Source organism: Halorubrum saccharovorum DSM 1137, assembly GCF_000337915.1.
Classification (GTDB): domain Archaea; phylum Halobacteriota; class Halobacteria; order Halobacteriales; family Haloferacaceae; genus Halorubrum; species Halorubrum saccharovorum.
On the sequence record NZ_AOJE01000008.1, the window covers coordinates 13904 to 25762 of the forward strand.

The 11859-nt window shown below is 69.7% G+C and carries 10 protein-coding genes; all 10 read left to right on the plus strand.

Going from position 1 to position 11859, the window contains the following annotated elements; genetic code table 11:
* Positions 1-59: 59 nt before the first annotated feature.
* The 10 genes from trmB (at position 60) to C471_RS01565 (ending at position 11850) form a co-directional block, all read left to right on the plus strand.
* A complete protein-coding gene (gene trmB, locus C471_RS01520) occupies positions 60-1112 on the plus strand; it encodes an HTH-type sugar sensing transcriptional regulator TrmB (protein WP_004046050.1) in 1053 nt (350 codons plus the stop codon).
* A gap of 98 nt (positions 1113-1210) precedes the next feature.
* Positions 1211-2179 carry an aldo/keto reductase gene (locus C471_RS01525; protein ID WP_004046052.1) on the plus strand — a complete coding sequence of 323 codons (969 nt, stop codon included), beginning with the start codon at positions 1211-1213 and terminating at the stop codon, positions 2177-2179.
* 100 nt (positions 2180-2279) lie between these two features.
* Entirely contained in the window at positions 2280-3002 is a 723-nt protein-coding gene (locus C471_RS01530) for a hypothetical protein (RefSeq protein WP_004046054.1), read from the plus strand.
* A 68-nt stretch (positions 3003-3070) separates the two neighbouring features.
* The gene (locus tag C471_RS01535; RefSeq protein ID WP_004046057.1) at positions 3071-5047 is read left to right on the plus strand and encodes a DEAD/DEAH box helicase; all 1977 of its coding nucleotides are present in this window, start codon (positions 3071-3073) and stop codon (positions 5045-5047) included.
* Positions 5048-5141: 94 nt separating this feature from the next.
* Positions 5142-6887, plus strand: a complete 1746-nt coding sequence (locus C471_RS01540) for a thiamine pyrophosphate-binding protein (RefSeq protein ID WP_004046058.1) — start codon at positions 5142-5144, stop codon at positions 6885-6887.
* A 101-nt stretch (positions 6888-6988) separates the two neighbouring features.
* Positions 6989-7429, plus strand: coding sequence for a hypothetical protein (locus tag C471_RS01545; protein WP_004046060.1), 441 nt, complete (start codon positions 6989-6991; stop codon positions 7427-7429).
* 86 nt (positions 7430-7515) lie between these two features.
* A complete protein-coding gene (locus C471_RS01550; RefSeq protein ID WP_004046062.1) occupies positions 7516-8586 on the plus strand; it encodes a Gfo/Idh/MocA family protein in 1071 nt (356 codons plus the stop codon).
* Between the two features lie 59 nt (positions 8587-8645).
* Positions 8646-9845, plus strand: a complete 1200-nt coding sequence (locus C471_RS01555; protein ID WP_004046064.1) for a DUF418 domain-containing protein — start codon at positions 8646-8648, stop codon at positions 9843-9845.
* A gap of 65 nt (positions 9846-9910) precedes the next feature.
* Positions 9911-10684 carry a hypothetical protein gene (locus C471_RS01560; protein WP_004046066.1) on the plus strand — a complete coding sequence of 258 codons (774 nt, stop codon included), beginning with the start codon at positions 9911-9913 and terminating at the stop codon, positions 10682-10684.
* Positions 10681-11850, plus strand: coding sequence for a hypothetical protein (locus tag C471_RS01565; RefSeq protein ID WP_004046068.1), 1170 nt, complete (start codon positions 10681-10683; stop codon positions 11848-11850). Before C471_RS01560 ends, C471_RS01565 begins: the two co-directional genes overlap by 4 nt.
* Positions 11851-11859 lie beyond the last annotated feature (9 nt).

Consider the following 11859-nt stretch of genomic DNA (forward strand, 5'->3'; position numbering starts at 1 on the left):
AACGCGTGCTACTCGGCTCATAGTAAAAACCTATATCGGAGGACCGTATCGTCATCTCTATGACCGACGATCTCCGCGGCACGCTCGATCGCGTCGGGGACCGCTTCAACCTCGGCGAGTACGAGATCGACGCGTACCTGGCCGTGCTGGAACACGGCGAGCTGACCGCGAGCGACATCGCCGACCGGACCGACATCCCGCAGCCCCGCGTGTACGACACGGTTCGAAGCCTCTCGGACCGCGGTCTCGTCGAGCTCCGCGAGTCGCGGCCGATGAAGATCGTCGCCGTCGATCCGGACGACGCGTTCGGCGACCTCCGGTCGTCGTTCGCGGAGATGGTCGACGAGCTGGAGGCCCGCTACACCGCGCCGACCCGAGAGACCGAGGCGGTGTCGCTGGTGAAGTCGCGGTCGACGATCCTCCGGTACCTCGAAGAGGTGATCGCAGACGCCGAGTACGAGCTGGCGCTCTCGCTCACGCCGGGGCTGCTCCGTCGCTTCCGCGACGAACTCGCGGCGAAGGTCCAGGCGGGCGTCAGCGTCGAACTCCTCGTCACGCCGGCGTCCCGCGCGCCTGACCCCGAGGAGTTCGACTACCTGGAGGTCGCGACCATCGCCCGCTCGCGCCGCGGGATCACCACGCCGATCCTCGCGGTCGGCGACGGCGAGTACTCGGTGTACGCCACCCAGGACGCACTCCGCGACGACCGCGAGCGGTACGGCGTCATCTTCAACCGCTCCGCGCTCGGGTTCCTCGTCTCCGGCTTCTTCGGCACCGTGCTGTGGACGACCGCCGAGACGCTCGCCGCCGACGGGGCCGTCCCCCCGTTCCCGCGCCGCTACGCCTCGATCCGCCGCGCGGTCAAGGACCTCCGCGAGTTCGAGGGCGAGGAGTTCTACGCCACCGTCGAGGGGCGCGACATCGAGACGGGCGACTCGGTGACCGTGCGGGGTCGCGTCGTCGACCTCGCGTTCGAGGACACCGAGGAGGTGGCGTCGCTCACGGTCGAGACCGAAAACGGTCGGGTCAACATCGGCGGTCGCGTCGCCGCCCTCGAAGACGTCGAGGGCCAGGAGATTGTCATCGGACGGGGCGAGCCGCCGGCGCTGTGAGCGTCGCGCCGTTCGCGCCGTGACCCGCGCGCCGCTCGCGTCGCCGAGGCGTCCCGCCCGCGCTGTGATTTTTTACCTCCCGCGCCCGCCCGATCAGTATGGAACACACGACGCTGGGCGACACCGGCGCGAGCGTCAGTCGGCTCGCGCTCGGCTGTATGAGCTTCGGGAGCGAGCACGAGTGGATGCTCGACGAGGAGGAGGGCAGGGAACTGATCGAGCGCGCGATCGATCTCGGAATCACCTTCTTCGACACCGCGAACGTCTACTCGAACGGCGAGAGCGAGGCGATCCTCGGCGACGTGCTCGCCGAGTACGACCGCGACCGGTTCACCGTCGCCACCAAGGTGTACGGCGAGATGGACGAGTCGAACCCGAACTCGGGCGGGCTCTCGCGAAAGGCGATCGAACAGGAGCTGGAGCACAGCCTCGACCGGCTCGGCATGGAGACGATCGACCTCTACCAGATCCACCGCTGGGATTACGACACGCCGATCGAGGAGACGCTGGCGACGCTCGACGACGCGGTCCGTCGCGGGAAGGTGCGGTACGTCGGCGCCTCGTCGATGTGGGCCCACCAGTTCGCCGAGGCGCTGCACACGAGCGACCGCGAGGGGTACGAGCGGTTCGTCACGATGCAGAACCTCTACAACCTCGCGTACCGCGAGGAGGAGCGCGAGATGGTCCCGCTCTGCGAGAGGGAGGGGATCGGGATGATCCCGTGGAGCCCCGTCGGCGCCGGCTACCTCGCGCGCCCCTACGAGCAGGACGACGCGACGGCCCGCGGGGAACACGAGACGGCACTCGGACGCCCGTACCGCGAGGGCGGCGGCGAGGAGATCAACCGTCGGATCGAGGAGCTGGCCGACGAGAAGGGCGTGCGGATGGCCCAGATCGCGCTCCGCTGGGTCGCCGGCAAGGAGGTCGTCGACGCGCCCATCGTCGGTACGTCCAGTATCGAACACCTCGAAGACGCCGTCGAAGCGCTCGATATCGACCTCTCTGCCTCGGACGTGGAGTGGTTAGAGGAGCCCTATGAGCCGGTCCGCGTCTCCGGCCACGAGTAGCGCGCGACCGCGGTTGCTCGTCCCGTCACCCCCGGGACCGCGCGACGGCACCCCTGTGTCGCCGTAACACACTTAAGACCCCGCTCTATACTCACACCCAGTGGCTTCCCGACAGGGCGGGCCGGGAGACGCCGAGTCATCCCGTCCCGGATCGACGGAGCGTCGGACCGCGTCCACGACCGCGCCGGCGGGGTCACGCCGGCGGGCGGCGACGAGATCGGACTCCCTCCCGCACGGGACCGACCCGGACGCCCCCCGAAGCCGGGGCCCGACAGCGGAAAAGCGCGCCTCAGTCGGCCGGACCGCGGAAGATCCACCCGTCCGCGATCCCGGGCTCTACGCCCTCACCGACCACTTCCGCGGGCGGCTGGAACAGCCCGGCCGATACGTCTCGACCCGGACCGTCAGCGACGCGATCCGGAACGGACAGCTCCGCTGGAACCGGACCGACGGCTGGCGGTTCGCCCTCGTCGATGGCGGGATCCGGTTCGTCGTCGTCGTGAGCGACACCGAGACGAACTCCCCGGTCGTCGTCACCGGCTGGACCGAGGTGGCCGACCGCGAGGCGGCCCTCGACGCCCCGCGCTGGGACCCCGTCGACGTCGACACCATCGCCGTGCGTGCGGCGCTGAGCGAGTCCGCCTCCACGCCGATCCCCGACCGGATCCGCCCCCGGACCGTGACGCGCCCCTTCGTCGTCGGCGACCACCGACTCGAAACCGAGCCGGGCGAGCCGTTCGTCCGCTGTACGACCTGCGGCTGTCGATTCCGTTCGAAAGACGCGATCACCGGTCGTGGCTGTAGCGGGCGGCCGGGCCGCTAACGTCTCGCCGACCTCCCCGCTCAGCCGCGGACGCTATCCATTTCCATCTTGGGACCGAACCGGCGACAATGACTGACGACACCGGCGATACTGACACCGCCGCCGGCGACGCTTCTGATTCCGCCGCCGGCGACGCTTCTGATTCCGCCGCCGGCGACGCTTCCGATTCCGCCGCCGGCGACGCTTCCGATTCCGCCGCCGGCGACGCCGCCGAGGACTTCTCGCTCGACCGCTTCCACGAGGCGTTGGAGGCCGAGGAGCGTCCCGTCGCGACGGCGAGCGAGGTCGCGAGACGGCTCGGGACCTCGCAGGCGGCCGCGCGCGACGCCCTCGCGGCGCTCGTCGACCGCGGCGACGTGGACCGGCTCGACGTCGAGAGCGACCCCGTCGTCTTCTTCCCGACCGACTGGGGCCGGCTGGCGACCCGCGAGCGCGTCGTCGCGTTTCCGGACCGCCGGGAGATCGTGGTCGACCGACCCACGCAGTTCACCCGCGCGCGGCTCTCGCAGTTCGCGCACCTCGTCGACACCACCGGCACCGATCCCGGCACGCGCGGGTACCTCTACCGGATCAGACAGGAGGACGTGTGGGCCGCGCCGTTCGAGGACGCCGACGGCCTGATCGCGAGCCTCCGGTCGGTGCTCCCCCGCCGCTTCGAGCACCTCGAAGAGTGGATCCGCGACCAGTGGCGCCGGGCGCACCGCTTCCGGCTGTACACCCACGAGGACGGCTACGTCGTCTTACAGGCCGCCTCCGAGAGCCTGATGGGCAACGTCGCGGACCAGCACCTCGACGACGACCACCTCCGAGCGCCCATCTCCGAGACGGAGGCGTGGGTCAACGAGGACGCCGTCGCCGCGGTCAAACGCGCGCTCTACGACGCCGGCTACCCGGTCGAGGACGACCGCGACCTCGACGTGGGCGACCCGGTCGACATCGACCTCACGACCGACCTCCGAGGGTATCAGGAGACGTGGGTCGAGACCTTCCTCGACGCGCGCTCCGGGGTGTACGTCGGCCCGCCGGGCTCCGGCAAGACGGTCGCCGCCATCGCCACCATCGCCGCGGTCGGTGGCGAGACGCTGATCCTCGTCCCCTCCCGCGAACTCGCCGGCCAGTGGCGAGAGGAGCTGCTCGAACACTCCACGATCGACCCCGCCGACATCGGGCTGTACCACGGCGGACGGAAGGAGATCCGACCGGTCACGATCGCGACCTACCAGATCGCCGGGATGGACCGCCACCGAGCGCTGTTCGACTCCCGGAAGTGGGGGCTGATCTGCTTCGACGAGGCGCACCACATCAGCAGCCCGGTCTATAGCCGTACGGCGGAGCTACAGACCAAACACCGCCTCGGCCTCTCGGCCACCCCGGTCCGCGAGACGGGTAGCGAGGAGGAGATATACACCCTGATCGGGCGACCGATCGGGGCGGACTGGGACGAACTCTTCGAGGCCGGCTTCGTCCAGGAGCCGGAAGTGGAGATCCGGTACGTCCCCTGGCGTGACGAGATGGCGCGCAACGAGTACGCCAGCGCCGATGGCCGGGAGCGACGCCGACTCGCCGCCGAGAACCCCGCGAAGATCGAGGAGGTCCGGTACCTGCTGGCCGCCCACCGCGACAAGAAGGCGCTCGTGTTCATCGAGTACCTCGATCAGGGCGAGGCCATCGCCGACGCGCTCGGCGTGCCCTTCATCAGCGGCGAGACGCCCCACCGCGAGCGCGCGGAGCTGTTCCGACGGTTCCGCGACGACGGAGGCGAATCCGATTCCGACCGCGACGACGTCGACGCCCTCGTCGTCTCCCGCGTCGGCGACGAGGGGATCGACCTCCCGAACGCCGAGCTCGCGATAGTCGCCAGCGGGCTCGGGGGGTCGCGTCGACAGGGGTCCCAGCGCGCGGGGCGCACCATGCGTCCGGCCGGCTCCGCGCTCGTGTACGTCCTCGCGACCCGCGGGTCGAGCGAGGAGGAGTTCGCGCAACGGCAGATGCGGCACCTCGCGCGCAAGGGAATTCGGGTGCGGGAGACGAACGTCGCGGAGTAGCGGCCGGGTCGCCACCGACTCCCCTCGCGGCGGAAGCCGGGGCCGTCGCCGCCGAGGCCGAAGGTTTCAACACTCGCTCCGTCGACTTCGAGGTATGAACTCGGACGAGCCCCCGGCCGGTACGGGTCCGAACGCGGTCGACGCTTCGACCGTCGCCGAGGCGGTCGTCGACTGCATGCTCGACCGCGAGGTCGACATCGCTTTCGGGATCCCGGGTAAGCAGACCCTCCCGCTGAACCGGGCGCTCGGCGAGCGCGACGCCCGGTTCGTCGTCGCGCGCCACGAGACCGCCGTGACCCACCAAGCGTGGGGGTACGCGGAGACGAGCGATCCCGGAGAGATGGCGGCGTCGATCGTCGTCCCCGGTCCCGGCGACATGAACGCGATGAACGGGCTGAAGAACGCCCTGAACGACTGCGTCCCCCTTCTCCACCTCGCGGTCGAGACGGAACGCGATGTCCGCGGCGGCGACGGGATCCACGAGACGCCGCCCGAGACGTACGACACGGTCGTGAAGGAGAACGTCCTCGTCGACTCGCCCGCCGGAGCGGTCCCCGCCGTCGCCGAGGCGATCCGCGTCGCCCGCGAGCCGCCGCAGGGCCCTGTTCGGGTCGGGATCCCGAAGGACGTCCTCGCGAGCCGGACGCCCCAGCCGGCGATCGGCGAGCGCGAGCCGTCCGCCCCGCCCGCCCCGCCCGCGGACGCGGTCGAACGGGCGGCCGACCTGCTCGCCGCGGCCGACGACCCGGTGATACTCGCGGGCGGCGGCGTCAGGCGCGCGGGCGCGAGCGACTCGCTGCGCGCGGCCGCCGAGCGCCTCGATGCCCCGGTCGTTACGACGTACAAGGGGAAGGGGACGCTCCCCGAGACGCACCCGCTCTCCGCGGGCGTGCTCTGTGGCGGGTCGAGCGCGGAACTCCGCGCGCTCCTCGCCGACGCGGACCGCGGACTCGTCGTGGGCTCCGACCTCGACGCGGTCGCGACCGCCTCGTGGTCGGTGTCGCTGCCCGAGACGCTGGTCCACGTCACGCTCGGCGGCGACGACATCGGCTTCGGCTACGAAACCGACCTCGGGATCGTCGCGGATGCCGACAGATTCCTCCGCCGGCTCGGGGACCGGTTGGCGGAGGGGCCGATCGGTGACGGGGCGGCGGACGAGTCGGCGAGACCGTCCCAGCAGTCGGCCGGCGCCGCTCGGGCCGAGGCGGTGCGATCCGCGGACCGAGAGCGATTCGCCGCGGTCGCCGACGATGGCTCTCCCGCCGATCCCCTTCGATCCGTCGAGGTCCTCCGCGAGGTCCGCGAGGCGCTCCCGCCGGAGACCGTCGTCACCGCGGACGCCGGCGGATTTCGGCTGTGGACCCTCGTCTCGTTCCCCGCGGCCGGTCCCTCGCGGTACGTGAACCCGGGGTCGTGGGCGACGATGGGGACCGGGCTCCCGTCGGCGATCGGCGCCACGCTCGCGAACCCCGACCGCGACGTGGTTGCGCTCACGGGCGACGGCGGGCTCATGATGTGCGTTCACGAGTTACACACGCTGGCCGCAGAGGGGCTCGACGTGACCGTGGTCGCGTTCAACAACGACGACTATGCGATCATCAGCGAGGAAGCGTCGCGGTCGTACCAGCTCCCGGCGGGCGAGTACGGCTGGGCGGACGCGGGACTGGATCTCGCCGCCATCGCGTCCGGGATGGGCGTCCGCGCCGAGCGGGTGACCGATCGGGACGGGGTCGGCGAGGCGGTCGCGTCGGCGCTGGACCACGACGGACCGTCCCTCGTCGAGGTCGTTACCGACCCGAACGAGCCACAGGCGAGCGAGTGGATGACGCGAGTGCGGTGACCTCTGGCCGTGCTTCTCCGCGCAGGCCGCGCTTCATCTCACCGGTCGCGTTTCGGGTATCTGAAGCGAGGTATATGTCGGTAGCTGCGTGACCATCGACCATGCGCAACCCCTGGGTCCACGACGACATGCCGGAGGCGGCCGGCGCCGGGTACGACGGTCACGTACGACTCCTCGCGACGCTCGTCTGGGGCGCGCTCGTCGTCGCCGTCGGCGGTTTCGTGCTCCTCTCGGGAACGGGGATCGTCGGTCCTGGGTTCGGCGAGTCGGTCGCGTCGATCGTCACGTACGTGACCGTCGCGCTGGCCGCGGCTCTGCTGCTCCCGCTTCTCTTGCGACTGCTCCTCGTCTCGCGGCTCCTCGCGACGATCGCGTTTCTCGGGAGCGGCTGGCTCCTCGGCCGCTTCGTGTGGGCCCGGGAGGCGGAGCGGATCGACCGGTTCCTGACCGACGGCGAACGCCTCGGCGCCGGCGCGGAGTCGATCGACCAACTGCTCGACCTGCTCGACGTGCTCCTCGCCGCGTTCGCGGCGGCTCCCTGACGATTTCGCGCACCCGTTCAGCCGCTCTCTCCTCCTCTCCCTGCCCGGAGCGTGAACCTTAACAACATCGGTTGTGAATTCGGTCCATGACTCACGCGAACGATGTTGCCGTCGGCATCGTCGGTCTCGGCGGGATCGGACACCACCACGCGGCGAAGCTCGTCGACCGCGGCGCGAGCCTCGTCGGCGGGATGGACATCGACGCGGACGCGCGCAAACGGTTCCACGAGGAGTTCGACGTTCACGCCTACGAGGACGAGTCGGACCTCTACGAGGCCTGCGAGGCCGTCCTGATCACGACGCCGAACCGGTTCCACGAGCAGTACGCGATCTCGGCGCTCGAAGCCGGCCTCGACGTGCTCTTGGAGAAGCCGCTGGCGCACACCGCCGAGAGCGCGGAACGCATCGCCGAGGCCGCTCGCGACGCGGAGGGGTTCTGCATGGTCGGGTTCAACAACCGCTTCGCGGAGCCGGTCCAGGTACTGAAGCAGTACCAGGCTGAGGGCCGGTTCGGCGAGACGACCCACGTCGAGGCGAACTACGTCCGACGGCGCGGCGTCCCCGGCCGCGGCTCGTGGTTCACGTCCAAGGACGTCGCCGGCGGCGGCGCGCTCATCGACATCGGCGTCCACGCGATCGATCTGGCGCTCTACTTCCTCGATCACCCCGAGATCGTCGAGGTGTCCGGCGAGACGCGCTCTGAGTTCGGCGGCCGCGACGACTACACGTTCGTCGACATGTGGGGCGACGACAACGGACCGGAGGGGTTCGACGTGGAGGACTCCGCGTCGGCGTTCATCCGCGACGCCGACGGCAACACCGTCTCGCTGGAGGTCGCCTGGGCGACGAACCGCCCGACGAACGACGAGTTCGTGATCCGTGGCACGGAGGCGGGCGCGACGTTCGACCGCGGGAGCGACGAACTCACGCTCCACGAGGCGACCGCCTTCGACGGGGATCACCACCACTTCGCCGACGCCGAGGTCGAGACGCGGGACGGGGACAGCCACGCCGCCGAACAGGCGACGTTTCTCGACGCGGTCGCCGCGGGCGAGGCGCCCGACATCAACACGGTCGAGGAGGCGCTGTCGGTCCAGCGAGTGATCGACGCGATCTACCGGTCCTCGGAGCGCGGCGAGGCCGTCCGGCTGGACTAGAGGGCACCGCCCGCTATCCGAACCTATTCGGTCCTGCGTTCCCTCGTGGAAGCCAACTCGTGACCCGCGACGCCGGCCCGACGCCGCCCTCTGACCGAATCGTCTCACTCGACGCGCTCAGAGGCCTCGCCCTGCTCGGCATCCTCTTGATCAACGTCTGGTCGTTCTCGATGCCCGAGCAGACGCTCCTGAACCCGACCGTGTACGGCGACTTCATGGGCGCGAACTACTGGGCGTGGGCCGTCAGCCACGTGTTCGGACAGAACAAGTTCATCACGCTGTTCTCGGCGCTGTTCGGCGCGGGGATCCTGCTGTTCATCGAGAGCAAAGAGGAGAAGGGACAGGACGCGATGCGGCTCCACTACCGCCGGACCGCGATTCTCATCGCGATCGGGCTCATGCACGCGTACCTGCTGTGGTACGGCGACATCCTCGTCGCGTACGGGGTGACCGCGCTGGTGGTCGTCGCGTTCCGGAACCTCGAAGCCCGGAAACTCGCCGGAGTCGGCGTGGCGTTCCTGCTTTTCCTCCCCCTGGTGGAGTTGCTCGCCGCGATCACCATCGGCGGCGACGCGATCGCCTCGCAGTGGGCGCCGTCGGAGGCCGCGATCCAACGGCAGGTCGCGACGTACCGCGGCGGGTGGATCGAACAGCTCGACCACCGAGTCTCCTCGTCGTTCGGCCGGCAGACGACCGGCTACATCAACGGATCCTTCTGGCAGGTCGGCGGCACCATGCTCCTCGGGATGGCGCTGTACCGCTGGGGCGTGTTGACCGGCGAGCGGTCGTCGGCCCTGTACCGGCGGCTCGTCGCGCTCGGCGTCGTCGGCCTCGCGATCACCGTCGCCGGCGTCGTCTTCATCGAAGCCAACGACTGGAGCGCCGACGCCGCGCTGTACTGGCGGCAGTTCATCTACGTCGGCAGCTTCCCCCTCGCCGGCGGCTACCTCGGGCTCGTGATGCTGTACGCCCGCCGACGCCCGGACGGGCCCGTGACGCGCGGGCTCGCCGCGGTCGGTCGAACCGCGTTCACGAACTACCTGCTCCAGACGGTGATCGCGACCACCGTCTTCTACGGCCACGGCCTCGGACTGTTCGGGTCGGTCAGCCGCGTCGAACAGCTCGGGTTCGTCGTCGCCGTCTGGGCGGTGCAGATCGTCCTCTCGGTGCTGTGGCTGCGACGCTTCCGATTCGGCCCCGTCGAGTGGGTGTGGCGGACGCTCACCTACGGGGAGCGACAGCCGATGCGGGTCGGGTGAACAGCGACGCGACCGGTCGGCGTCGTCCCGTCGTTTATAAATAGCCACCTGTGACAGGTAGGCGTATGTCTACTGGGCCGGCAGTCGGGCTCATCGCCTATCCGGAGCCCAACGAAGCGTGGGCCGAAACCGTCGCGTCGACCGCCGACGGAGACCTCGTGCTCGTCGTCAGCGACCCCCCGGACGGCCTCACTGCGCCGTACGCGGACACGGTGCTGCGAACCGCGGACCGCCTGGGATTCGGCCGCTCTCGCCGGCTCTCGATGATCGTCGCGGCGGAGTTCGGAGACGAGTGTGTGGTGGCCGACGGAGACGGCCAGTACGTCGCCTCGGAGATCGGGCGGATCCAGGCCCGGCTCCGTGACGTCAGCGCCGACGTGCTCATCCCGCAGCGCGAGTCGCGGGTCGTCCGCATGGAGGTCGACGGCGAGTGGGTGTCACGGACGGGGTTCGAGCGGCTCGAAACGCTCTGTGCCGGACGGGCCGCGGGCGTCGATCTCGACCCCTCGTTCGACTGCCAGCCCGGAGGGTTCGGGTTCGACAGCGACGCCCTGCCGGCGATCCTTCCGGAATCGGACTGGCTGGCCGACTGGGAGATCACGGTCGCCGCCCTTCGGTCCGGCGAGTACGAGACGATCGACGTCGCCATCAGCGAGGACGCACAGGAGGAGACGACGTTCACGTGGGACGACCAGCTCACGAAGCTGCGGCGGATCGACGCCCTGATGGACGACACCGTCCGGTCGGTGTTCGAACGGAACCGCGAGGCGTTCGACGACGAGGAGCGCCGTCTGATACGCACCGCACTGGAGGCCGACGGAGAGGAGGGGGTCAGATGACCCGGGTCGATCGCTCGGAGCTCCGGTCCCGGCTGAAAGCGGTGCTCGCCGACCGGTTCGGCGACGACGAGACCGAGGTGATCGCGCACGCCGCCGTCGACTACCCGTACTGTCGAGTCGACAGCCTCCCCGAGACCCTCGAGCACGATTTCGCCCAGCTCAGAGACGACTACACCGCCGACGAGATTCGCGACGTGCTCGAGGCCCTCGCCACCGAGACCGACCTGTTTTCGCTCCGCGACGAGGACGGGGGAAACGGGCTCGACAACAGGATGGAGATCGGAGACGACGCGGAGTTCGTCGACCGGCTCGAACGGCACGTCCTCGGTGACGAGCCCGACCGAACGAACGGCGATGAGACCGCCCGAGAGACGCGTGCTGACGCGACCACCGTTTTCGACGACCTCCGTCAGTACCACGACCGATACCTCGAACGACGGGTCGATCGCCGGGCCGAGACGATTCCGATCGCGAGCCATCATCGGTCGACGGAGAGCTTCAAGCGCGACCTCGACCTCAGCCGCTACAACCAACCGAACGAGCTCTGTATCCCGACCTTCTCCTTCGAGACGATGCCCGACTTCGTCGTGGAGAGTATCGAGCGGTGGATCGAGAACGGTCTCACGGTGAAGGTGCTGCTGTTCGGCGAAGAGACCGGCGCGAGCCTCGAGTATGGTCGGGTGAAAGATGAGATCCGCAAAGGCGAGGAAAAGCTGCGATCGCTGCAGGAACGGACCGCGTCGGCGCCGGGCGAACTGAAGTACCGGAAGGCCTCCGGCGTCGAACACACGCACTTCCGCGGGCTCCTCGTCCGCTCGGAGAACGACGACGAGTGTTCCTACCGGTTCTTCGTGCTCGACGACCGCCGCGAGCGTGGCGTCAACTCGGCGATCCTCCGCGGGCGCGACAGGACGACGATCTTCCGCACGCTGGACGACTACTTCGATCGCGCGTGGCGCGCCGCCCGACCGCCCGGCTGGCGTGGGATCGTCAAGGCGAACAGCGGGGCGATCGGCCTCGGCGTCGCCATCGCCGTCTTCGTCGTCGCGGTGTACGGGTGGTTCACACGGACGATCCCGGCCCGCATCGCAGAGCCCGCTATCGCCGTCACGATAGCGATCATCCTGACGATAATCGAGGAGAAGTACCTCGACGCCGTCTTCTGACAGCGCCGT